The organism is Leucobacter iarius (assembly GCF_039530105.1).
In the GTDB taxonomy this organism is placed as follows: domain Bacteria; phylum Actinomycetota; class Actinomycetes; order Actinomycetales; family Microbacteriaceae; genus Leucobacter; species Leucobacter iarius.
The window spans coordinates 576250-597829 of the sequence record NZ_BAAAOB010000001.1 but is presented as its reverse complement, the minus strand read 5'-3'; the positions used below and the strand labels follow the sequence as shown (position 1 = coordinate 597829).

Below are 21580 nucleotides of genomic sequence, written 5' to 3'. Positions count from 1 at the left end.
TCACCACCCGCCTCCCCGCACTCTCCCGAAGGACAACGATGTCTGTGCAAGAAGAACTCCTCGACCCCGGTGCGCCCGTGGCCACCGGCGCCTCCGCGACCCCCGGTCGCCTCACGGGCCGGCTCGGCCCGATCGCGATCGTCTTCATGGTGGTCGCGGCCGCGGCCCCGCTGACGATCCTCGTCTCGGCCCCGACCAACATGCTCAACGGCAACGGAGCCGGCATGGCGGCGATCTACTTCATCGCACCCATGCTGCTCATGCTGTTCGCGCCCGGCTTCGCGGCGATGACCCGCTACGTACCGAAGGCCGGCGCCTTCTACTCCTACGTCACCGCCGGATTCGGCCGCGACGTCGGGGTCGGTGCCGGCTTCGTCGCGATCGCGGGCTACCTGGTGTTCCAGAGCTTCGTCTACACGCTCATGGCGATGACCATCACCGACACCCTGGCGGGGTTCTTCGGCGACGATGCGCCCCGGCTGCCCTGGTTCGTGTGGGTGTTCGTCATGATCGCGATCGTCGGCGTGCTCGGCGTCTCGAACATCGACGTGAACGCGAAGGTGCTCTCCGTCGTGCTCATCGTCGAGGTGCTCACCATCATCGTCATGAACGTCGCCGTGATCGTGCGGGGCGGCACCCCGAGCGAGGGCGTCTCCCTGTTCGCGGGCCTGACTCCCGATGTGCTCTTCTCGGCGCCGCTCGCCATCAGCCTGCTCATCGGTTTCAGCGTCGGCCTCGGCTTCGAGGCGACCGCGATCTTCCGCGACGAGGCCCGCGATCCCGAGCGGACCATCCCGCGCGCCATCTACATCACCCTGGGATCGGCGGCCGTCTTCTACTCGTTCGCGGTGTGGGGCTTCGTGCAGGGCTGGGGCACGCACGGCGTGATGCGGGCGCTGCGTGCGGACCCCGCGCTGCAGTTCTCCATCGTCTACGAGACGGGGGCGCGGTACGTCGGGCCGGTCTTCTCGCAGATCATGCAGGTGGTCGCGCTGACCTCGATGTTCGCCTGCGTGCTCGCGTACCACAACATCGCCGCCCGCTACCTGCACTCGATGGGCCACTCGGTACTGCCGCAGCGGCTCACGGCGGTGCACCCGAAGTCCGGCGCACCCTTCATCGCCTCGGTCGCGACCTCCGCGGTCGGCGTCGTCGCGATCCTGCTCTGGATGCTGTCGGGGCTCGAACCCGCCACGTTCATCGGCTGGGAGGTCGCGGTCGGCACGCTCGCGATCCTCATGGTGTTCGTGCTCACGAGCGCGGCGATCTTCGTCTACTTCCGCCGCAACCCGGCCAAGCGGGGCAACGCGTGGGTGTCGACCGTCTCCCCCGTGCTCGCGTTCGTCGTGCTGGGCAGCATCATGCTGACCGCCATGTTCAACTTCGGTTCGCTGTCGGGCGCCGTCGACAGCCCGGCACTCAACATCGTGCTCGAGCTCGTGCCCGTCGCCATGTTCGCCGCGGGCGTCGTCGCCGCGAAGATCGCGAAGCGCCGCAGCCCGGAGCGCTACGCCGGGCTCGTGCACCACGAGTAGCGGGCTCGGCCCCGCGCCGCCCCCGCGCGCCCGCCCCCGCGCAGCATCGACCGGGCCCGTTTCATCCTTCCGCTCCGGCAGAGGATGAAACGGGCCCGGTCGCTGTGGCGAGAGGGCGGCGCGCTCGGGCCCCGGCAGCCCGAGCGCGCCGCGCCTCAGTCGAAGACCACGGTGCGCGCGCCCGTCAGGATCACACGATCCTCGGCGTGCAACCGAACGGCGCGGGTGAGCACGCGCCGTTCGACGTCGCGGCCGGTGCGCACGAGATCGTCCTCGAGTAGCCGGTGCGACACCCGCACGACGTTCTGCTCGATGATCGGCCCCTCGTCGAGGTCGCTCGTCACGTAGTGGGCGGTCGCGCCGATCAGCTTGACGCCCCGGTCGTAGGCCTGGTGGTAGGGCTTCGCGCCTTTGAAGCCAGGCAGGAACGAGTGGTGGATGTTGATGATCCGCGCCGGGTAGCGGGAGCAGAACTCGTCGCTCAGGATCTGCATGTATCGCGCGAGCACGATGAAGTCGGCGCGGCGCTCGTGCACGAGCCGGTGCAGCTCCGCCTCCCGCTCCGCCTTCGTCTCGCGCGTGATCGGCAGCAGGTGGAACGGCACCCCGTGCGCCTCGGCGATCGGCCGCAGCGCCTCGTGGTTGCTCACGATCGCGACGATGTCGACCGGGAGCTCGCCCGCCGCCCAGTGGTAGAGCAGATCCCAGAGGCAGTGGTCGGCCTTCGACACCATGATCACCGCGCGGCGCAGCTCGGCCGTGGGGCGCAGCGAAAGCACGGGATCGAAGCGAGCGAGCTCGGCACGCAGCGCCTCGGCGAAGCGGGACGCCGCCGCGTCGGGCACGTCGATCTCCATGCGGAGCGTGAACGTGCCTGTGCGCTCGTACGCGTACTGGGCGCTGTCGGTGATGTTCGCGCCGACCGCGAAGACGGTCTGCGCGACGGCCGCGACGATGCCCGGCTGGTCGGCGCAGCGCAGGGTCAGCACGTGCGGGATCGCGCCGGCCGGGGCCGCGCCGCCGGCGCTCCCGGGTGCGTCCCGATCCGCCGCGCTCACGAGCGCACCCGCAGTCGCTGCGGATCGTAGACCGGGGTCGGCACGATCTCCGCGCCGACCCCGCCGTCCGGACCGCGCACGATCAATCGCGATCCCCGAGCCGCATGCCCCTTCGCGATGCGCGCGAGCGCCAGGGTCGCACCGTCGAGGTGCGGCGAGGTGACGGCCATCGTGATCCGGCCCACCTCTTCGTCGCCGTCGAGCACGACGGCGCCCTCGAGCTCTGCGATATCGGCGTCCTCGGGGGTGTCGACGACGAGGGAGACGATCGTGCGCCGCGCGCGCTCCTTGAGCGCGACGAGCGCTTCGCGCCCCTGGAACGCGGACTTGTCGAGATCGACCGCCCATCCCATGCGGCACTCGAACGGCGTCGTCTCGGCGTCGTACTCGAGCCCGCCCATGATGAGGCCGGCCTCGACCCGCACGATCATGAGCGCGCCGCCGCCGCAGCCGATCGCACCGAACTCGGCTCCGGCCTCGGCGACACGATCCCAGAGCTCCACGCCGCGTTCGACCGGCACCATCACCTCGTAACCGAGCTCGGCAGTGAACCCCATGCGGTTGATGTGTGCGGGGATCCCGGCGAGGTCGATGCCGGTGCGGAACGTGTAATACGGGAAGGCCGCGTCGCTCAGATCCGTATCGGTGAGGCGCTGCAGGGTCTAGCGGCTGCGCGGGCCCTGCACCGAGAGGGTGGCGATGGTGTCGCGCAGCTCGACGAGCTCGGTCCCGGGCAGCAGGTGCAGGCGGATCACCTCCTCGACCTCCCAGTTGCCGCCGGTGACGCGCACGTGGTCGGCGCCGTAGACGAGCACCGTGCAGTCGTCCATCATGTAGCCGTCCTCGGTCACGATGGCACCGTAGGCGATGCTGCCGGGCGCGAGCCGGATCACGTCGCGGCTGAAAACGGCGTCGAGCACCGCGATCGCGCCGGGGCCGGTGATCTCCCACTTGGGGAGCATCGAGAAGTCGATCATGCCGACGCCCGCGCGGAACGCCCGGTACTCGCGGTCGGTGCCGGTCACCCACTCGGGGGTGGCCTGGCCGGCGACGTCGAGCCACTCCTCCTCGGTGAGCTCGGGCGGCACCCGATCGGTGAACGGACTGGGTTTGAGATGCTGGGGAACCGGCATGACGTCTCCACTTCTTCGGGACAATACGTACTCGTAAAAGAGTACTTTTGGTCCTTTTGAGTGTCACTTCGCGACGTTGTGCCGACGCACGAAAGTCTCGCGCCCCACGGGGCGCACCGACGAAATCCGGAAGGCTACTCGGCCCCGGACACCACCTTGGGGAAGGTGTGGATGATCCAGACGACGGCCTCGCCGTCGGGAGCGTGCCACCGGTGGGTCCGGTTCGCGAGGTAGGTCGCGTAGTCGCCGGGACCCAGGCTGACTTCCTCGCCCACCGGGCCGACCAGGATGCTGCCCCGCTCGACGATGACGTGCTCGCGGGTGCCCGCGCCGTGGGACGGCGAGGTCTCGTTCGCGCCGGGGCGGAAGGTTTGATGGTGCACCTCGAGCGTGCCCGCACCGATGACCTGGTTGCGCACCACCCTGCCGACGCTGGCGTCGTCCGAGATGTCGACGCCCTCCCCGAGGCGCACGACCTCCACCTCGACCCGCGATTCCACTGCGATGAGGCTGTGCACCGGGACATCGAAGGTCTCGGCGATGGACACCAGGGTCTCGAGCGTGGGGTTCGTGCGGCCGCGCTCGACCTTGAAGAGGGTCGCCTTGGCGACGCCGGAGCGCTCGCTGAGCTGGGAGAGCGAGAGCCCGTGCGTGGCGCGCAGCTGGCGCAGGTTTTCGGCGAGGGCCTCGATGTAGGTGTTCACGCCCCCATTGTTCCACCACGAATCGGCTCCCGCGCCGACCACTTGTGTCGTTTGCGAGCATGCATATACTTGCAAAGTAACCGGCTCGATGCGGAGCCGGATCGAACCGCACCCCGACACCGGAGGCCCAGATGACCCAGGCGATCCACTTCGAGACCGGCGACGGCCGACGCTACCTCGGCCGACTCGACGGCACCACCATCACCACCGCGGGCGACGCCCCGGCCGCGGGCTTCGTGCCCGACGCCGACGGCTGGGCGCTCATCGCGGGCGCGGACGGCGAGACGCACGAGATCGGCGACGTGCACGTGCTCGCCCCGGGAACCCCCGGCAAGATCCTCGCGATCGGGCTGAACTACCTCTCGCACGTGGAGGAGACCAACCTGCAGCTGCCCGACGTCCCCATGATGTTCGGCAAGTTCCCGAGCTCCGTCACCGGAGCGTTCGACCCCATCGTGATCCCGCACGAGGAGACCCGGACCGACTACGAGGGCGAGCTCGGTGTGATCATCTCGAAGCCCGCCTACCGCGTCTCCGAGGAGGATGCCTGGGACTACGTCGGCGGCTTCACCGTGCTCAACGACGTCTCCGGGCGCCGCGCGCAGCTCGAGACCCCCATGCGGCAGTTCACCCTCGGCAAGAGTTTCGACACCTTCACCCCCGTCGGGCCGGCTGTCGTGAGCCTCGACTCGTTCCCCGACGCCGAAGCCCGCGACAACCTGCCCGTGCGCACCACGCTCTCGGGCGAACTGATGCAGGACGGCAACACCCGCCAGTTCATCTTCGACATCCCCGCGGTCATCTCGTACCTGAGCCGCGGCGTCACCCTCGAACCGGGCGACCTGATCGCGACGGGCACCCCGGGCGGCGTGGGCGACGAACGGACTCCGCCGCGCTACCTGCGCCCGGGCGACGTCGTCGAGGTCGAGATCCCCGGTGTCGGACGCATCGCGAACCCCGTCCGGGCGGAGGCCTGATCGTGCGGGTCATTCGCGAGGGCGACCGCGGGTATGTCTACAACGGGCGCTTCACCGGCCCCGTGCAGCTCGAGATGATCATCGAAGCGGAGGATCCGGGCCTCACCGGCGCCCTCGGCCCGAGCGATCGTGCCACTGAGGTGGATCTGGCCCGGATCCACCACGAATCGGGCGCCGTCACGCACTGGCACAGCCACCCGGGCGGCCAGATCCTCACCCTCGTCAGCGGCACCGGACGCGTCGGCAGCGTCGACGGCACGACGACCGGGATCGCGCCAGGGACCGTGATCCGCACCGCGCCGGACGAGCCGCACTGGCACGGCGCCGACGACGGTGCCGACTGCGTCTGGCTGGCCACGACATGGGGCGTGACCGACTGGACCGACGACAGCCCCCTGGGCGCGCCGTGACCGGGCGCGCGGGCGCGCCTCTGATCGGGTTCGTGACCGACCGGAAGGTCTCGAGCTCGGGGGCGTGGCAGCGCATCCTGACCGACGGGATCCCGCACAGCTACCCGCGCGCCGTCGAGCTCGCCGGCGGCGCCCCGCTGCTCTTCCCGGCGCTCGAGACCCACCTCGCGGATCCGGGCCGCCTGCTCGACCGGATCGACGGGCTCCTGCTCCCCGGCGGCCGCGACCTCGACGCCGCGCTCTACGGGCAGGAGGCCCACGTCGAGAACGACCCGCCGCTCCGCGTGCGCGACGAGCTCGAGATCGCGCTCGCCCGCGAGGCGATCCGCCGCGGGATCCCGGTGCTCGGCATCTGCCGGGGACTGCAGGTGCTGAACGTCGCCCTGGGCGGATCCCTGGTCCAGCACCTCGGGGACACGACCGACCCCGTGCCGCACCGGGACCTGGTCGGCACCTTCACGGCGCACCCGGTCGAGATCCGGAACGGCACCCGGCTGCGGCGCATCATCGGAAGTCCCCGCATCGAGATCGCCTCGCACCATCACCAGAGCGTCGGCGTGCTCGGGGCGGGACTCGTCGCGACCGCGTTCGCCCCGGACGGGGTGATCGAGGCGGCCGAGACGGACGACGGCTCGTTCGTCGTCGGCGTGCAGTGGCACCCCGAGGAGCGTCTCGACCCGGAGAGCCTCCGCCTGTTGCGCGCGCTTGTCGACGCCGCCCGGCCGACGGTGGCCTGAGGGCAGACCGGTCGAGCGGTCGCGCTCAGATGAGGCCGAGCTCCATCGCGCGGGTCACGGCGCGCGTCCGATCCGACACGTCGAGCTTCTCGAAGACGTGCAGCAAGTGCGTCTTCACCGTCGACTCGCCGATGGTGAGCCGCTCCGCGATGCCCGGGTTGCTGAACCCCGCCGCGACGAGCGCCAGGATCTCGGCCTCCCGCGCGGTGAGGCGCGGCGCGGGATCGCCGCCGCCGGCGGCGTCGACGCCGGGCGCCTGCCCGACGCCCCGCGATCCGGCCGGATCCAGCTGCCCGCGCAGCGCCTGCGCCAGCTGCACGGCGAGCGCCGGCGCCAGCACCGTCTGCCCGGCGTGCGCGGCGCGAACCCCGGCGAGCAGCTCCTCGGCGGGCGCGGCCTTCACGAGGTAGCCACTCGCACCGGCCGAGATCGCCGCGAGGATCCGGTCATCGCTCTCGTAGGTCGTGAACACCAGCACGCGCCGCTTGGCACCGGCGGCGAGCGCGTCGGCGAGGATCCTGCGGGTCGCCTCGACACCGCCCATGCCGGGCATGCGCAGGTCCATGAGCACGAGGTCGGGCTCGAGGGCGGCCGCGAGTTCGAGGGCGGTCTCGCCGTCGACGGCCTCGCCGACCACGTCGAAGTCGGGCTCGGCCTCGAGGAGGCCGACGATCCCGGACCGCACGATGGGGTGGTCGTCGACCACGAGGATCCGGATCATGCGGGAGCTCCGTCCGTGGAGTCGTGGGCGAGCGCGACCCCGGTCGGGATCCGCGCGATGAGCTGGGATCCGCCGCCCGGTGCGGCGGCGAAGACGAGCTCGCCGCCCGCGAGCTCGACGCGCTCGCGCAGGCCGGCGATGCCGTAGCCGCTGAGGAGCTCGCCCGACGTCGCCTGCCCGCTCGGGGCCGGGTCCGCGGTGCCGGCCGGGTCCGCAGCGGCTGCGCCGGGACCTGGGGAGCCTGGACCGGCTCCCATCGGGCCGACCCCGTCGTCGACGACGGCGAGTTCGACGCGGTCGCCCGAGAGCCCGCGCAGGCGCACCAGCACCGAGGTCGCGCGCGCGTGGCGACGCGCATTCGAGAGCCCCTCCTGCGCGACGCGCAGGAGCACGACCTGCTGCTCGCGCCCGAGCGGCGCGGCCGAGTCGAAGTCGCAGCGCACGTCGAGGCCGGAGTCCTCCGCGAGCCGCTCGGCGGCACGCACGAGCACCGCCTCCAGGCCGCCGTCGCCGACCGGGCGCCCGGAGGCGACGATCGCCCGCGCCTCGGCGACCGCCCCGCGCGCCGCGGCCTCGACCCGGGCGATGCGTTCGCGTCCGCGCTCGGTCTCGCCGGCGTCGAGCGCGCGCCCCGCCTGCTCGGAGAGCATCACGAGCCCCGCGAGGGACTGGGTGAGCGTGTCGTGCAGTTCGCGCGAGAGCCGCTCGCGCTCCGCGGAGGCGCCCGCCTCGGTCGAGAGACGCGCGACCTCGTGCTGGGCCTCCGTCAGCTCGGCGACGAGCCGCCGCTGCCGCTCCCCCTCGTGCGAGATCCGCGAGATCCAGGTCCCCAGCGCGATCGCGAAGCCGAGCGACAGCAGCGCGGTGACGCTCGATCCGATCCACGGCTGCGGGTCGCCCATGCGGCCGGACGAGACGCACATGCCCGCACCGACCGCGGCGGCGAGCGCGATGCTCCCCGCGACCGCGGCCGGATAGCGTCGCAGCAGCACCCAGATCATCGGATACCCGACGGCCTGGATCACGGCGAGACCCGGGTAGGCGCTCGTCGCGAGCGCGGTGGCCGCGACCAGCGCCACCACGAAGGCGGCGTCGGCGGGTCGCGCCGGCAGATCGAGCGCGGAGCGCAGCAGCGCGGTGCGGCCGATCACGAGGTAGACGACGACGAGCGCCGCCCAGGCCGCTGCGCCGACCCAGAACCACGAGCCCTGCATCGACGGATCCCCCATGATCCGCGAACCGATCAGCGCGTACGCGACGAAGATCGAGACCCCCGCCACCGCGAGGTCCCACCAGCGCAGGGCCTTGGGGTAGCGCAGGGTTTCGATCATGCCGACACTCTCTCACGCACCGCGGCCCCGCAGGACCGCCCGGGTGCTCGGATCACGAGCGCTTCGTCCACCGGAAGGTGAGCAGCGCGCCGACGAGACCGACCACGAGCCAGACCGCGAGCATCAGCGCGACGAGGCCGAGATCCCACCCGCCCGACGGCTCGGCGCTCGCGAAGTGCTCGGGCAGGAACACCGCGCGCATGCCCTGCGCGAGCCACTTCAGCGGGAAGACGCTCGCGATGTTCTGCAGCCAGCTCGGGAGCGCCGTGAACTGCAGGTAGACGCCCGAGATGAACTGGAGCACGAGCACGATCGGCAGCACCACCGCGGTGGCGGAGCGTCCGCTGCGCGGCAGCGCCGACAGCGCGATCCCGAGCAGCGACATGGTCGCGATCCCGAGCAGGAACAGCCAGGCGAAGGTGCCCCAGGCCGCGGGATCGCTCGGCAGGGCGATCCCGAACACCGCGACGCCGAACGCGATGGTCAGCGCAGCCTGCAGGATCGCGGTGACGAGCGTGAGCCCGATCTTGCCGATGAAGTAGCTCGCGGGCGGGAGCGGTGTGCCGCCGAGGCGTTTCAGGGTGCCGTCGTGCTTCTCGCCGGCGATGTCGATCGCGAGGTTCTGCACGCCCGAGAGGAAGATGCCCGCCGCGACGAGGCCGGGCAGGTAGTAGGCCGCCATGCTGACGCCGCCCGTGCCGTCGGGCTTCGCCCCCACGTCGCCGAGCGACGAGAAGGCCGCGCCGAAGATGCCGAGCATGAGCAGCGGGAACAGGAAGGTGAAGAAGACGGTGTCGGGCCTGCGGAAGTAGCCCAGCAGTTCGAAGCGGATCCGGGCGAATCCGATGGTGATGGCGCTCATGCTCCGGCCTCCTGCCGCGTCGTTCCGGTGCCGTCGGTGTCGGCGTCGTCGCTGTCGGTGCCGGCGCTGTCGGTGCCGCTGGTATCGGTGCCGTCGGCGTCGGCGTCGGCGCCGTCGGCGCGGAAGGCGCCGATGAGGCCGAGGTAGACGTCCTCCAGCGAGGGCCGGATCACCTCCAGCCAGTCGGGCTCGCCGTCGGCCGCGGCGACGAGCCTCGCGATCAGCTCGCCCGGCCGCTCGGTGCGGCGCTCGAGCACGCGCCCCTCTTCGCGCCACCGCACGATCGGCATGCGCTGCTCGGCACCGCCGAGCTCGGCGGGCGGCGCCTCGGCGACGATCCGTCCGCCGTTCAGCACGCCGACCCGGTCGGCCAGGCGCTCGGCCTCGTCGAGGTAGTGGGTGGTGAGCAGGATCGTGGTGCCCGTCGCCGTCAGGCCCTCGAGCATGCTCCAGAACTGCCGCCGCGCCTCGGGGTCGAAGCCCGTGGTGGGCTCGTCGAGGAACACGAGCTCGGGCCCGCCGATGATCCCGAGCGCGACGTCGAGGCGGCGCTGCTGCCCGCCCGACAGCTTCGGCGCGCGGATCCTCGCCTGTTCGGTGAGTCCGACGAGTTCGAGCACCTCGTCGACGCCGCGGGGGTCGGGCGAGAAGCGGCGGTGGTGCTCCAGCAGTTCGCGCGGCGTGTACGGGCCGAACTCGGCCGTGGTCTGCGGCACGATCCCGATCCGCGCGCGCCAGGCCCGATCCGCCTTCGCGGGGTCCTCGCCGAGCACCTTGACGCTGCCGCCGCCGCTCGTGCGGAAGCCCTCGAGAATCTCGATCGTGGTGCTCTTGCCCGCCCCGTTCGGCCCGAGCAGCGCGTACGTCTCACCGCGCCCGATCTCGAGATCGACGCCGTCGAGGATCGGGCGCCCGCCGTACTGCTTGCCGAGGCCGCGCACGGCGATGGCCGGCGCGCTGCCCCCACTGGATGTTCCGGTTCTGCTCATGGTTCCAGGATCACCGCCCGCGCCGCCCGGCGGCAGCGCCCGACCGGCTGATCTTTCGCGAGCCCGGCATCCACCGGTCGGTGGATGCGTGCCGGCCGGGGCCCGCCGAGTGGATGCCTTCCCGACCAGTGGACGCCTTCCCGACCAGTGGACGTTCTCCCGACGAGTGGACGCCTTGCCGACCGGTGGATGCCTTGCCGACCGGTGGACGTTCTCCCGGCGAGTGGACGCCGAATATCACGGAAAGATGGCGTCCAGTCGTCGGGAAAGCGTCCACCGGTCGTGCCCCGGGGTGCCTCCCGCAGGCGGGGCGCCGGGGCCAAGGCTGAGGCCGGGGCGGATCGGGGCAGCCGCGTCGGTTCGGGCGCCGGGGCTAGGCTGACGAGGTGACCGACCCGCGAAACAGCGCCCCGCAGAGCAGCCCGAGCGCCCCCTCCACCGCCGCCGCCCCCATCAGCACCGATCCCGCCGCGCATCCGGCGAGCTTCGCGTCCGACAACTGGGCCGGCGCCCATCCCGAAGCCCTCGCCGCGCTGGCCGCCGCGAACGTCGGGCACGCGCCCGCGTACGGCGACGACGCGTGGACGGCCCGGTTCCAGGGCCTCGCGAAGGAGCTGTTCGGCACCTCCGCCCAGGCGTACCCCGTCTTCAACGGCACGGGCGCGAACGTGCTCGCGCTGCAGGCCGCCCTGCCCCGCTGGGGCGCGGTCATCTGCGCAGCGACCGCGCACATCGCCACCGACGAGACCGGCGCTCCCGAGAAGACGGGCGGGCTCAAGCTGCTGACGGTCGGGACGCCCGACGGCAAGCTCACGCCCGAGCTCGTCGCGCAGCAGGCCTGGGGCTGGGGCAACGAGCACCGCGCCGAGCCGCTCGCCGTCTCGATCTCGCAGTCGACGGAGTTCGGCACCTCCTACTCCGCCGACGAGGTCGCCGCGCTCGCCGAGCAGGCGCACGCCCACGGCATGCTGCTGCACGTCGACGGATCCCGGCTCGGCAACGCGTCCGCGTATCTCGGCACCTCCCTCGCGGCGACGACCGCCGAGGCCGGCGCCGACCTGCTGAGCCTCGGCGGCACCAAGAACGGCCTCGTCGGCGCCGAGGCCGTGATCGTGCTGCGGCCGGGCGCGACCCCCGGCATGCCGTACCTGCGCAAGATCAATCTGCAGCTCGCGTCGAAGATGCGCTTCGCCTCCGCGCAGCTGACCGCCCTCTACGAGGGGGACCTCTGGCACCGCTCGGCGTCGCACGCGAACACGATGGCCGCTCGGCTCGGGACCGGCATCGCCGCGCTCGGCGCGCAGGATCCCGGTTTCACGCTCGCGTTCCCGGTCGAGTCGAACGGGGTGTTCGCGCTGCTGCCCGCCGCCGCGGCCGAGCGGGCGCGCACGCGCTACGCGTTCTCGGAGTGGCCGGGACGCCCGGGCCTGTTCCGCCTCATGTGCGCCTGGGACACGAACCCCGAGGACGTCGACGCGCTCCTGGCGCTGCTGGCGGGGTAGCCCGCGGGGATCATCGCGGGAGAACCCGGGCGCCGCGCCGACTCTCACCCTCGAGAGGACCCGAATGCACCTCTTTCGCGGGAGGAACGGTGCATTCGGGTCCTCTCGATGAGGTGCATGCAGGATCCAACCCGGACTCCGCGATCACAAGCACGGCCGCAGGCACGAGCGCACCCGCGCCCGAGGGCGCGCTCGCTCAGTCGAGGTCGATGGCCTCGGTCAGCCCCTGCAGCGGCCGCTGCGGGCCGAAGCGGGTCAGCGCGACGCTGAGCACGAGCGCGACCGCGATGCCGATGACCGGCGGGATCCCGAAGGAGAACTGGCCCGACACCCAGGCCGCCGCGCACGCCACGACGTAGACGCCGAGGTTCACCCAGTTGAAGCGCGGCAGCGCCTCGCCCTCGGGCATCTGCGTGCGCCGCCAGCGGGCCAGGTAGTCGCCGATGATCACGCCGCCGAGCGGCGGGATGAAGGTGCCGAGCAGGCCGAGGTACTGCGGCAGGTGCTCGTGCACGCCGACGAGCGCGAGCACGGTGCCGATGACGGAGCCGAAGATCACGAAGCGGGTCTTGCTCGGCCGGTTGAAGAGTTCGGCCCCGGCGACGCCGAACGAGTAGGCGGCGTCGGCGTTCGACTTCCACAGGTTGCCGAACAGCAGGAACAGGCCCCAGCCGATCATGCCGAGGTTGAACAGCACGAGCACGAAATCGCCCTCGCCGAAGGTGATCGCACCGATCGCGCCGAAGAAGATCATGAGGCCGTTGCCGACGAGGAAGCCGACGACGCAGGCGATCACGGCCTGGCCGCCGCTGCGGCCGAAGCGGGTCCAGTTGGGCGCCTGGGTTCCCGCCGAGACGAAGGTGCCGACGACCGCGGTGACGGCCACCGCGATGGGCATCGAGCCGTCGGGGTGGATCGCGGCGAGGCCCGCCCAGCCGCCGACCTCGTCGAGCGAGCGGAACATCACCCAGAACGCGAGGATCAGGATGAGCGGCGTCGAGATGAGCGAGACCCAGTACATGCCGCGGTAGCCGTACACGGCGGTCGCGCACATGAGCGCGCTGACGACGATCATGACCGCGGCCTTCGCGCCGTACGACTCCCAGCCGAAGGCCTGCGCGGTGAGCGCGCCGATGGTGCCGACAACCACGCCGTACCAGCCGATCTGGGTGCCGCCGAGCAGGATCGACGCGAGCTTCGATCCGCGGGTGCCGAGCGTGTACCGGGCCATCACGACCGTGGTGAGGCCGGTGCGGGCGCCGATCCAGCCGAGCACGGCGACGTAGGTGCCGAGCACGGCCGAGCCGAGCGCGATGACGACGAGCAGCTCGCTCAGGCCGAAGGCCTTGCCGAGCGCGGCGCCGGCGAGCATGGTCGGGGTGAAGATGGTGAAGCCGAGCAGCACCACCATGAGCGAGAAGAAGCCCTTGCGCGCGTGCGGCGGCACGGGCGTGACGGGGTAGTCGGGATCGATCGGCGTCGATCCCGGCTGCTCCGTCGTGGTCTGCTGCTCGTGAACGCTGCCGGCGCTCACGCGCGGGCCTCGCCGGCCGCGCCCTCGAGGTCGGCGGTCTCGACGCCGATGTCTTCCGCCCAGATCTCGGGGCGCTCGGTCATCATGCGGTTCATGAGGTCGACGCACGCGGCGTCGTCGGCGACGACGAGCTCGGTGCCCTTCGAACGCAGCCACTCCTCCGAGGCCTCGAAGCTGCGGTTCTCGCCGATCACGATGCGCGGGATGTCGTAGAGGATCGCGGTGCCGGCGCACATGGTGCAGGGCGACAGGGTCGTGTAGAGCACGCTGTTGCGGTAGACGCTCGCGGGGAGGCGCCCGGCGTTCTCGAGGCAGTCGGTCTCGCCGTGGCGGATCGCGCTGCCCATCTGCACGCGCCGGTTGCGGCCGACCGCGAGCACCTCGGGTCCGTTCTCGCCGAAGTGCACGAGCGCGGCGCCGATGGGCACGCCGCCCTCGTCCCAGCCGATCCTCGCCTGCTCGATCGCGAGGTCGAGGAATCGGCGGTCGTCTTCATTCAGCTGCATGCATCCCATCGTACCGGCCGCGACCGGCCGCACCGGTCGCTCCGACGCGTCCCCGGATGCAGCAGAGCGCGATCACCGCGAAGGCCATGATGACGAAGTTGAACGGGCCGGCGAGCACGAGGAGCGCGTTCTGGGGACCGCTCGCGGCGACGTCGATACCGCCGGTCGAGAGGAAGGTGGTCGGGTCGGTCAAGCCGTGGATGATGATCGGCCAGATGAGCGACCCGGTGACCCGCAGCACGAGGTACATCAGCACCCCGAAGGCGAACGCGTAGCCGATGGTGAGCAGCACCGTCCCGATCGGCTGCCCGGTCAGCAGGTTGACGGAGTGCAGCAGCGCGAACAGCGCGGAGGAGATCACGGCGACGGCGAGCTCGCCGTGCCCCGCGTCGCGCAGGATCTTCACCGCGATGCCGCGCGTGAGGAGCTCCTCGGTGAAGCCGACGAGCAGGCCCGCGAGGAAGGTCAGCGGCACGACGCCCGCGGCGTACGAGCCGTAGTCGATGCCGATGAGGCGCAGCGCGATCGGCAGCAGCAGGATGACGACCGCGATCCACATCCACCGGCCGCCGCGGATCGGCTGCCGGCCGAACAGCGCGGGGAACCAGCGCAGCGAGGCGACGAACGCGACGAGCAGGATCGCGCCGACGATCAGCGGGGCGACGAGCGCGACGAGCACGCTCTGCGCGTTCGCGAAGGGATTCGGGTCGACGTCCGCGCCCCAGGCCAGTCCGAGGAGCAGGCTCACCCCCTCGTAGAGCGCCAGGTAGACCGCGGCCGCGAGCAGCGCCTTCCACCAGCTCCCGCGGTTCCAGAATCCTGACCAGGCGCTCGTTCCGGCGCGCTCCCCCAGCTCGACCATCGCTCTCCCCCATCGACGCGTCATGGGCGGCAGCGCGCCGCCCGATGCGCTCAGAATAGCGAGCGCACAGGCGCCGCGGCGAGCATCGGATTCGCGACGTTCCGCGCGGTTACGCCCCGATGCCGCCGAAGGCGAGGCGGGCGGCGATCACGAGCATCGTCACGGCCACGACGCCGTCGAGGATCCGCCAGGACTTCGGCGTCGCGAAGAAGCGGGTGAGCGCGCGGGCGCCGTAGCCGATCAGCGCGAACCAGACAATGCTCGCGAGCGCGCCGCCGGCGACGAACCACCACTTGCCGGGGTCGCCCTGCGCGTTGCCGATCGAGCCCATGAGCACCATCGTGTCGAGGTAGACGTGCGGATTGAGCCAGGTGATCGCGAGGCAGGCGAGCACGGTGCGGCGCAGGGATCCCCCGCTGCCCTCGCCCGCGACGAGCACCTCGGGCCTGCGGGCGCGCTGGAACGCGGTCCAGGCGTACCAGAGCAGGAACAGCACGCCGCCCCAGCGCACGATTTCCAGCACGAGCGGCGCGCGCTCGACGACGAAGCCGATGCCGGCGACGCCCGCGAGCTCGAGCAGGGCGTCGGTGAGCCCGCAGATGAGCACCACGGGCAGCACGTGCTCGCGGCGGATGCCCTGGCGCAGCACGAACGCGTTCTGCGCGCCGATGGCCATGATGAGCGAGAGCCCGCTGCCGATGCCGACGAGGAAGGGAAGGATCATGGAGTCGACGCTAGGGCTGGGACCGTGCTCGACGCTACTTGAGCGTGCCTCATGATTCTCATGCTGCATCAGTTCTGCTTAAGATGCAGGCATGGACCTCCCCGTCGAGCACCTGCGCACCTTCGCCGCGATCGTCGACGAGGGCAGCCTCGAGGGCGCGGCGCGACAGCTGCACGTCACCCCGTCGGCCATCAGCCAGCGCCTCAGCGGCATGGAGCGCCGCACCGGATCCGTGCTGCTGCAGCGCACCCGCCCCATCGCCGTGACGGAGGCCGGCGCCGCCGTGCTGCGCGCGGCGCGACAGCTGGAGCGCATCGTCGACGACGTCGCGCGCGAGCTCTCGGGCGGCCCGAGCGGCGGCACCGCGATCCCGCTCGTCGTCAACGCGGACTCGCTCGCGACCTGGGTCGTGCCGGCGCTCGCCCGGGCGGCCCGCGAGACCGACGCGCGCTTCGAGGTGCTGCGCGCCGACGAGACCGTCTCGACCGAGCTGCTGCGCCGCGGCGCGGCGATGGCGGGCCTCACGTCGACCAAGGAGGCGGTGCCCGGGTGCAGCTCGACGCGCGTGGTCGTGGATCGCTACCTCGCCGTGGCCGAGCCCGACTTCGCGGCGGAGCACTTCGCGGGCGGGCTCACCGCCGAGGCCCTGCGCCTCGCGCCGCAGATCGAGTTCGACCGGCACGACGTGTTCCAGCAGCGCTTCATCCGTCGGCACACGCGGGCGCCCCTCAGTCCGCCCCGGCACTTCATCCCGTCGTCGGCCGAGTTCCTGCAGGCGATCGAGCTCGGCATGGGCTGGGGCATGGTGCCCGAGCTGCAGTGCCGCGACGCCATCGCCGACGGCCGCGTGGTCGAGCTCGATCCGGGCCGGCCCGTCGCCCTGCCGCTCTACTGGCAGCGCTGGAACCTGCGCTCCCCCGTGCTCGACCGGCTGAGCGCGATCATCGCGGAGGAGGCCGCGGCGGCGCTCGGATCGCAGGCGGGCACGGCACCGGGCCCCGCGCCCGCCCCGGGCACCGCCCGATAGCCTGGCCGCATGACCGGAGTGCTCGAGGGATTCGCGCTGATCCTCGGCGTGATCGGCATCGGGTACCTGGCCGGCCGCCTCGGGGTCGTGCGCGGCGATCAGCGGCTCACGCTCAACCGGGTGGCGTTCTTCGTCGCGACCCCGGCGCTCATGTTCACGGTGCTCCACCGGAGCGACATCTCGGTGCTGCGCTCGCCCGTGATCCTCGTCACGACCATCGCGGCGCTCGTCGTCGCGGCGGCGTTCATCGTGATCTCGCGCGTCTGGTTCCCGCGGGACCTCGCCACGACCACGCTCGCCGCCACGGGATCGGGCTACGTCAACTCCAACAACCTCGGCCTGCCGGTCGCCGTCTACATCCTCGGCGATGCGGCCTACGTGGCCCCGCTCATCATCGTGCAGCTCGCGCTGTACGCACCGGTGATCCTGTCGATCCTCGACTCGACGCGCGCCGGACGCGCTCGCGGCTCGGGCGTCCGCGGCGTGCTGCTCGCGGTGGGTCGGGCGTTCACCAACCCGATCATCATCGCCTGCCTCGCCGGGGTGCTGTGCGCGCTGTTCGCGGTTCCGGTGCCGAAGCTCGTGCTCGCCCCGCTCGAGATGATCGGCGGCGCCGCGATCCCGATGGTGCTGCTGAGCTTCGGCATCTCGCTGCACGGGCAGCGCGCGCTGCAGCCGGGCACCGGCGTGCGGCTCGTGCTCGTCTCGACCGCGCTCAAGGTGCTGGCGATGCCGCTCATCGCCTGGGGGCTCGGCGTCGCGATCGGGCTCCCGCCGCACCAGCTGTTCGTCGCTACCGTCATCGCGGCGCTGCCGACCGCGCAGAACGTCTACAACTACGCGGCCACCTACGGGAAGGCCGAGACCATCGTGCGCGACATCGTGTTCGTCACGACGTTCGCGTCGCTGCCCGTCATCGCGCTGATCGCCTGGCTGCTCGGCGGCGGCTGATCCCGGCCGCTCGCAGCGGGAACGACCGGGATCGGCGGCCCTACGCCATGACGAAGCCCGTGATGAGGTAGGCGATGAAGGTGAGCGCCCCCGCGAGGCCCGCGTAGGGCAGGATCGCGGTCATCAGGTTGACGGGCTTCACGCCGACCGAGCGGGAGGCGAGGATGATGCCGTCGCCGTACAGGCAGGTGGTCGAGCCGAAGGCCGCACCCGAGAACACCGCGGCGCCCGCGAGGATCGGGTCGACGCCCATGGCGATGGCGAGCGGCAGCACGATCGGCGTGATGACCGCCGCGAGATCCCAGAAGGATCCCGTCGCATAGGCGTAGATGCCGCAGACGAGGAACACGATCGCGGGGAGCAGCGCGCCCGTCATGAGCGGCTGGGTGACCTCGATGACCCAGTCGACGAGCTTCAGGTCCATGTTCATGTGCTGCACCATGAAGGCGAGCACCGACAGCACCATCACGAACATCATGCTCGCGATGCCCTCGAACGCCTGGTCGAGCACCTTGCGGAACGTGAGGCGGCGCTGGATCAGGGAGATGACGATCGCGACGACGAGCGCCGCGGCCGATCCCTTGACGATGTCGATGCCGCTCGCGATGGTGACGGCCACGAGCGTCGCGATGGGGATCAGGAACGCGAACGGCAGCGGACGGCTGGGCGCGTCGCCCTGCATGCCGGCCTGCTCGAACGCGCGCTCCTCGTCGGTAGTGTTGGCGGGCAGGGTGTCGCCCGTCTCGCGCGCCCGGCGCACGTCGGCGCGCAGGGTGCCGACCGCGGGCAGCACGCCCAGGGCGAGCAGCAGGCCGATGATGAGCGCGATCCAGCCGAAGAACACGAACGGCAGGCCCTGGATGTAGGCGCCCATGCCGCTGCCGCCGACGGTCACGCCGTCCTTCTCGAGCAGCGCGGCGAAGAACACGGCCCAGGTCGAGAACGGGATGAGCACCGCGATGGGCGCCGACGTCATCTTGATGATGCTGCCGAGCATGGTGCGCGGCACCCCGTAGCGGTCGGTCACCGACTTCATTGAGGTGCCGACGGTGAGCGCGTTCAGGTAGTCGTCGATGAACAGCACGATGGTGAGCAGCCAGGTCGCGACGAGCGAGCGGCGGCGCGAGTTCACGAAGCGCTCGGCCCAGAGCGCGAAGTCGCGCACGGCGCCGGAGGCGTTGAACACGGCGATGAGCATGCCGAAGAGCGCGACGACGAGCAGCAGCCACTGCACCGTCTCGTCGTTCATCGAGGTGCCGAAGTAGCCGATCCACGAATCGACGAAGCCGAAGCCGCTGAGCAGCAGCGCGCCGACGACCGTGCCGCAGAAGAGCGCGAGCAGGGTGCGGCGGGTGAAGACCGACACGAGCAGGATCGTGACGATCGGGAGGAGGGCGAGAGCGGTGTTCTGCATCTGAGGGGTGTTCCGTTCGGGCTACTCGGCGCGCGCGGCCGAGGTCGGGGCGTCGTCGCGGACGCCGGCGAGGTAGGTGGTGGTGACGGGGAGGTGCAGGATCTCGTCGCCGGAGACGAGCGCGGGATCCTCCTCCCAGACCGCCAGGTCGGCGTGAGCTCCTTCGCGGATCACGCCGAGGTCGTCGTCGCCCTGCGCGAGCGCGGCGCCGCGGGTGTAGCCGTGCAGCGCCTCGAGCGCAGTGAGGCGCTCCTCGGGCTCGTACACGTGCGCGTCCCGGTCGCCCGGCGTGCGGCGCAGCATCGCCCATGCGAGGCCGACGCGGGCGTCGAGCTCGGCGATCGGCCAGTCGGAGCCGAGCGCGAGCGGGGCGCCGGCGCGCAGCACCGATCCCGCGTTCCACGCCTGCTTCGCGCGATCCGGGCCGAGGCGCTCCGACCAGGCGTCGCTGCCGTCGGGGATCCGCCACTGCATGTGCATGAGCTGCATCGATGCGGTGACGCCCGTGGCGGCGAGGCGGGCGATGTCGCGGGGATCGAGGCACTCGAGGTGCTCGATGCGGTGCGTCGGGCGGCCGGCGGCGCGCAGGCCCGCCGCCTCGTAGGCCGAGATCGTCTCGCCCACGGCGCGGTCGCCGATCGCGTGCGTGGCGATCTGGAACCCGGCCGCGGTGAACTCGGCGACCGCGCGCACGAATGCGTCGTGATCTGCCCAGAACGGGGTCGTGCCCTCGCCGTGCGTGTCGGGCTCGTAGAGCCAGCCGGTGCCCGAGTCGATGACGCCGTCGGCGTAGAGCTTGATCATCCCGCCGCGCCACCGGTCGCCGCCGCGGTCGCGCTGGGCCATGAGTCGGGCTCGCTCCTCGGCGTCCGCCGCGGGCTTCACGTCGACCGCGCTGACGATGCGCACCGGCAGACCCGATCCGGTGGCGTCCAGCGCCTCGAGCAGGTCGAGGGTCCCGGTGTTGCCGTCCATGATCGCGCCGCCCGTGAGACCCGAGCGGCGCATGAGCGCGAGGGTGCGCCGCGCGGTATCGAGCGTCTCCTCGCGGCTGAGCTTCGGGATCACGGCGAGCACGTCGGCGTAGGCGCTCTCCTCGCGCAGCTCGCCCGTCGGGCGGCCGTCCGCGTCGACCACGACCTCGGAGGTGTCCTCGAAGGTGCGCGCACCTGTGATGCCGGCCGCGGCGAGCCCGGCGGTGTTGACGAGCGCGGTGTGCACGTCGAAGAAGTAGAGCAGCGCGGGGACGTCGCCGAGCGCCTCGTCGATCGTGGCGGCGGCGATGCGCGTCCCCTCGAAGGCGGCGTAGTCGAGGTTCCAGGCGCGCACCCAACCGCCGACGGTGTCGCGGCGCACGCGCGCGGCCTCCTCGCGCAGCCGATCGAGCACGATCCGCAGATCGGTGAGGCCGCCGAGATCGACGCCCTGCACGATGTCGACCCCCTGGATCGGGTGCAGGTGCGCATCGATGAGGCCGGGAGTGACGGTGCGGCCGGCCGCGTCGTCGATGCGGGTGCCCGATCCGCGGAACGCCTCCCGCACCGCATCGGCGGCGCCGACGCCGAGGATCCGGCCGCCCGCGATCGCGATGGATCGGGGCGCTCCCCCGTCGAAATCGCCCGGCAGCATGGTGCGCACGCGCGCACCCTCGATGATGATGTCCGCAGTCCTCGTCGACACGTCTCTCCTCGCCCGTCGTCGCGTGAGCGGCGTCGCGGTCCGCTTCGCCGGGATTAATTTACGATGATTCAATTAATTGCGCAAGCGGGTGCCGCCGCCGCACGGATCTGGGAGGATCGAGGGTATGAGCGAATCGGAGGGCCCCGCGCGCCGCGTCGGCCGACCGCGCACCGCCGTGCTCTCGCACGAGCGGATCCTGGAGGCCGCGTTCGAGCTCGCCGACGCCAACGGGCCCGAGTTCTCGCTCGCGTCCCTCGCGCGCAGGCTCGGCGTGCAGCCCTCCGCCCTGCACCACTACTTCCCCACCAAGGCCGCGCTCATCGCCGCCATGCGCGGCCAGATCACCCTGCGCCTCGGCACCCACGGCTTCGACGAGCAGCCCTGGCACGAGGCGATCCTGCCGTGGGCGCGCGCCTCGATCGAGGCCTTCGGTCGGCACCCGGGCCTCATCGCCGCCCTCGCCACCCTGCCGATCGACGGCGAGCCCGAGTCCATCGCGGACTACGAGCGGATCGTCGCCGCGTTCGAGCGCGACGGCTACCCGTCCGACCTGATCGTGCCCGCGCTCGTCGCCCTCGAATCCTTCATCATCGGCTCGGCGCTCGACGGCCTCACACCGCCCGACAACCTGCGCCCGGTGCACGAGCCCGAGCGCGCCCCGGCGCTGCTGCGCACCGAGGCCGCTGCGCGCGCCGCAGCTTCGGCGGCGGGGATCACCCCCGCGCAGCGCACCTTCGAGTTCGGCCTCCGGGCGCTCGTGGCGGGCCTCCGAGCCATCGGCGAGACCGGTGGCGTGCCCGGAGGTGCGGACCCGGCTTCGGCGTCGTCTCGGGAAATTTCCGGGTAATCCTCCGTCACAGACGGGAATAGCGCGCCGGAATGGGGTGTTCTGTTCTTCCGGCGCCGATGAAGCCGCGCCCCGG

Annotated in this window: 21 protein-coding genes and 1 pseudogene; 8 read left to right on the top strand and 14 right to left on the bottom strand. The window is 71.7% G+C overall.

Translation table 11 applies throughout. The features are described from left to right. Positions 1 to 38: 38 nt before the first annotated feature. The gene (locus ABD169_RS02650; protein WP_344028928.1) at positions 39 to 1535 is read left to right on the top strand and encodes an APC family permease; all 1497 of its coding nucleotides are present in this window, start codon (positions 39 to 41) and stop codon (positions 1533 to 1535) included. Positions 1536 to 1690: 155 nt separating this feature from the next. Here ABD169_RS02650 and purU read toward each other — a convergent pair whose 3' ends face one another. From purU to ABD169_RS02630, 4 genes and pseudogenes are all read right to left on the bottom strand, one after another. Then, a complete protein-coding gene (gene purU, locus ABD169_RS02645; RefSeq protein WP_344031618.1) occupies positions 1691 to 2533 on the bottom strand; it encodes a formyltetrahydrofolate deformylase in 843 nt (280 codons plus the stop codon). 56 nt (positions 2534 to 2589) lie between these two features. Beyond that, a complete protein-coding gene (locus tag ABD169_RS02640) occupies positions 2590 to 2946 on the bottom strand; it encodes a glycine cleavage T C-terminal barrel domain-containing protein (RefSeq protein WP_344031616.1) in 357 nt (118 codons plus the stop codon). After that, positions 2932 to 3726: pseudogene (locus ABD169_RS02635) on the bottom strand (hypothetical protein); the annotation flags it as partial. The pseudogene ABD169_RS02635 and the gene ABD169_RS02640, both read right to left, overlap by 15 nt. A gap of 134 nt (positions 3727 to 3860) precedes the next feature. Then, complete coding sequence (locus ABD169_RS02630) at positions 3861 to 4430, bottom strand: helix-turn-helix domain-containing protein (RefSeq protein ID WP_344028925.1); 570 nt, start codon at positions 4428 to 4430, stop codon at positions 3861 to 3863. Positions 4431 to 4561: 131 nt separating this feature from the next. On the opposite strand from ABD169_RS02630, the gene ABD169_RS02625 reads away from it, so the two are divergent. The 3 genes from ABD169_RS02625 to ABD169_RS02615 are packed head-to-tail and all read left to right on the top strand — an operon-like array spanning position 4562 to position 6554. Then, on the top strand, positions 4562 to 5407 hold the full coding sequence (locus ABD169_RS02625) for a fumarylacetoacetate hydrolase family protein (protein WP_344028922.1): 846 nt from the start codon (positions 4562 to 4564) through the stop codon (positions 5405 to 5407). A gap of 2 nt (positions 5408 to 5409) precedes the next feature. Next, positions 5410 to 5817, top strand: coding sequence for a cupin domain-containing protein (locus tag ABD169_RS02620; RefSeq protein ID WP_344028920.1), 408 nt, complete (start codon positions 5410 to 5412; stop codon positions 5815 to 5817). Then, a complete protein-coding gene (locus ABD169_RS02615) occupies positions 5769 to 6554 on the top strand; it encodes a gamma-glutamyl-gamma-aminobutyrate hydrolase family protein (RefSeq protein WP_344028917.1) in 786 nt (261 codons plus the stop codon). The genes ABD169_RS02620 and ABD169_RS02615 overlap by 49 nt, the downstream gene beginning before the upstream one ends. Before the next feature lie 25 nt (positions 6555 to 6579). Here the strand turns inward: ABD169_RS02615 and ABD169_RS02610 are convergent, their stop codons facing one another. Genes ABD169_RS02610 through ABD169_RS02595 form a run of 4 tightly spaced genes read right to left on the bottom strand, consistent with a single transcriptional unit; the run spans position 6580 to position 10457 of the window. Further along, a complete protein-coding gene (locus ABD169_RS02610; RefSeq protein WP_344028913.1) occupies positions 6580 to 7275 on the bottom strand; it encodes a response regulator in 696 nt (231 codons plus the stop codon). Beyond that, the gene (locus tag ABD169_RS02605) at positions 7272 to 8606 is read right to left on the bottom strand and encodes a sensor histidine kinase (protein WP_344028910.1); all 1335 of its coding nucleotides are present in this window, start codon (positions 8604 to 8606) and stop codon (positions 7272 to 7274) included. The genes ABD169_RS02610 and ABD169_RS02605 overlap by 4 nt, the downstream gene beginning before the upstream one ends. A 52-nt stretch (positions 8607 to 8658) precedes the next feature. Next, positions 8659 to 9468, bottom strand: coding sequence for an ABC transporter permease (locus tag ABD169_RS02600; RefSeq protein WP_344028908.1), 810 nt, complete (start codon positions 9466 to 9468; stop codon positions 8659 to 8661). Continuing rightward, a complete protein-coding gene (locus ABD169_RS02595; RefSeq protein ID WP_344028905.1) occupies positions 9465 to 10457 on the bottom strand; it encodes an ABC transporter ATP-binding protein in 993 nt (330 codons plus the stop codon). Before ABD169_RS02595 ends, ABD169_RS02600 begins: the two co-directional genes overlap by 4 nt. A 386-nt stretch (positions 10458 to 10843) precedes the next feature. Here ABD169_RS02595 and ABD169_RS02590 point away from each other — a divergent pair, with 386 nt between their 5' ends. Then, positions 10844 to 11959 carry a threonine aldolase family protein gene (locus tag ABD169_RS02590; RefSeq protein ID WP_425560940.1) on the top strand — a complete coding sequence of 372 codons (1116 nt, stop codon included), beginning with the start codon at positions 10844 to 10846 and terminating at the stop codon, positions 11957 to 11959. Between the two features lie 196 nt (positions 11960 to 12155). Here ABD169_RS02590 and codB read toward each other — a convergent pair whose 3' ends face one another. From codB to ABD169_RS02570, 4 genes are all read right to left on the bottom strand, one after another. Next, on the bottom strand, positions 12156 to 13493 hold the full coding sequence (codB, locus tag ABD169_RS02585) for a cytosine permease (RefSeq protein WP_046455213.1): 1338 nt from the start codon (positions 13491 to 13493) through the stop codon (positions 12156 to 12158). Next, positions 13490 to 13999: a nucleoside deaminase gene (locus tag ABD169_RS02580; RefSeq protein ID WP_046455229.1), complete on the bottom strand. Its 510-nt coding sequence runs from the start codon at positions 13997 to 13999 to the stop codon at positions 13490 to 13492. Before ABD169_RS02580 ends, codB begins: the two co-directional genes overlap by 4 nt. After that, a complete protein-coding gene (locus ABD169_RS02575; protein WP_344028901.1) occupies positions 13986 to 14861 on the bottom strand; it encodes a CPBP family intramembrane glutamic endopeptidase in 876 nt (291 codons plus the stop codon). The genes ABD169_RS02580 and ABD169_RS02575 overlap by 14 nt, the downstream gene beginning before the upstream one ends. A gap of 109 nt (positions 14862 to 14970) precedes the next feature. Further along, complete coding sequence (locus ABD169_RS02570) at positions 14971 to 15585, bottom strand: LysE/ArgO family amino acid transporter (protein ID WP_046455212.1); 615 nt, start codon at positions 15583 to 15585, stop codon at positions 14971 to 14973. A 91-nt stretch (positions 15586 to 15676) separates the two neighbouring features. Between ABD169_RS02570 and ABD169_RS02565 the strand changes: the two genes are divergently transcribed. Beyond that, positions 15677 to 16612, top strand: a complete 936-nt coding sequence (locus tag ABD169_RS02565) for a LysR family transcriptional regulator ArgP (RefSeq protein WP_344028898.1) — start codon at positions 15677 to 15679, stop codon at positions 16610 to 16612. A 9-nt stretch (positions 16613 to 16621) separates the two neighbouring features. Then, the gene (locus tag ABD169_RS02560; protein ID WP_344028895.1) at positions 16622 to 17563 is read left to right on the top strand and encodes an AEC family transporter; all 942 of its coding nucleotides are present in this window, start codon (positions 16622 to 16624) and stop codon (positions 17561 to 17563) included. Positions 17564 to 17603: 40 nt separating this feature from the next. Here ABD169_RS02560 and ABD169_RS02555 read toward each other — a convergent pair whose 3' ends face one another. Then, positions 17604 to 18977, bottom strand: a complete 1374-nt coding sequence (locus ABD169_RS02555; protein WP_344028892.1) for a TRAP transporter large permease subunit — start codon at positions 18975 to 18977, stop codon at positions 17604 to 17606. Positions 18978 to 18998: 21 nt separating this feature from the next. Continuing rightward, positions 18999 to 20657: an amidohydrolase gene (locus ABD169_RS02550; RefSeq protein ID WP_344028889.1), complete on the bottom strand. Its 1659-nt coding sequence runs from the start codon at positions 20655 to 20657 to the stop codon at positions 18999 to 19001. 124 nt (positions 20658 to 20781) lie between these two features. On the opposite strand from ABD169_RS02550, the gene ABD169_RS02545 reads away from it, so the two are divergent. Next, positions 20782 to 21504: a TetR/AcrR family transcriptional regulator gene (locus ABD169_RS02545; RefSeq protein WP_344028886.1), complete on the top strand. Its 723-nt coding sequence runs from the start codon at positions 20782 to 20784 to the stop codon at positions 21502 to 21504. The last annotated feature ends 76 nt before the right edge of the window (positions 21505 to 21580 follow it).

Bases quoted from the DNA above. Each gene is read 5' to 3' on its own strand.
- ABD169_RS02650 (WP_344028928.1), top strand. From the start codon at position 39: ATGTCTGTGCAAGAAGAACTCCTCGACCCCGGTGCGCCCGTGGCCACC.
- ABD169_RS02640 (WP_344031616.1), bottom strand. From the start codon at position 2,946: ATGGGATGGGCGGTCGATCTCGACAAGTCCGCGTTCCAGGGGCGCGAA.
- ABD169_RS02625 (WP_344028922.1), top strand. From the start codon at position 4,562: ATGACCCAGGCGATCCACTTCGAGACCGGCGACGGCCGACGCTACCTC.
- ABD169_RS02615 (WP_344028917.1), top strand. From the start codon at position 5,769: ATGGGGCGTGACCGACTGGACCGACGACAGCCCCCTGGGCGCGCCGTG.
- ABD169_RS02610 (WP_344028913.1), bottom strand. From the start codon at position 7,275: ATGATCCGGATCCTCGTGGTCGACGACCACCCCATCGTGCGGTCCGGG.
- ABD169_RS02605 (WP_344028910.1), bottom strand. From the start codon at position 8,606: ATGATCGAAACCCTGCGCTACCCCAAGGCCCTGCGCTGGTGGGACCTC.
- ABD169_RS02600 (WP_344028908.1), bottom strand. From the start codon at position 9,468: ATGAGCGCCATCACCATCGGATTCGCCCGGATCCGCTTCGAACTGCTG.
- ABD169_RS02595 (WP_344028905.1), bottom strand. From the start codon at position 10,457: ATGAGCAGAACCGGAACATCCAGTGGGGGCAGCGCGCCGGCCATCGCC.
- ABD169_RS02580 (WP_046455229.1), bottom strand. From the start codon at position 13,999: ATGCAGCTGAATGAAGACGACCGCCGATTCCTCGACCTCGCGATCGAG.
- ABD169_RS02575 (WP_344028901.1), bottom strand. From the start codon at position 14,861: ATGGTCGAGCTGGGGGAGCGCGCCGGAACGAGCGCCTGGTCAGGATTC.
- ABD169_RS02570 (WP_046455212.1), bottom strand. From the start codon at position 15,585: ATGATCCTTCCCTTCCTCGTCGGCATCGGCAGCGGGCTCTCGCTCATC.
- ABD169_RS02565 (WP_344028898.1), top strand. From the start codon at position 15,677: ATGGACCTCCCCGTCGAGCACCTGCGCACCTTCGCCGCGATCGTCGAC.
- ABD169_RS02560 (WP_344028895.1), top strand. From the start codon at position 16,622: ATGACCGGAGTGCTCGAGGGATTCGCGCTGATCCTCGGCGTGATCGGC.
- ABD169_RS02555 (WP_344028892.1), bottom strand. From the start codon at position 18,977: ATGCAGAACACCGCTCTCGCCCTCCTCCCGATCGTCACGATCCTGCTC.
- ABD169_RS02545 (WP_344028886.1), top strand. From the start codon at position 20,782: ATGAGCGAATCGGAGGGCCCCGCGCGCCGCGTCGGCCGACCGCGCACC.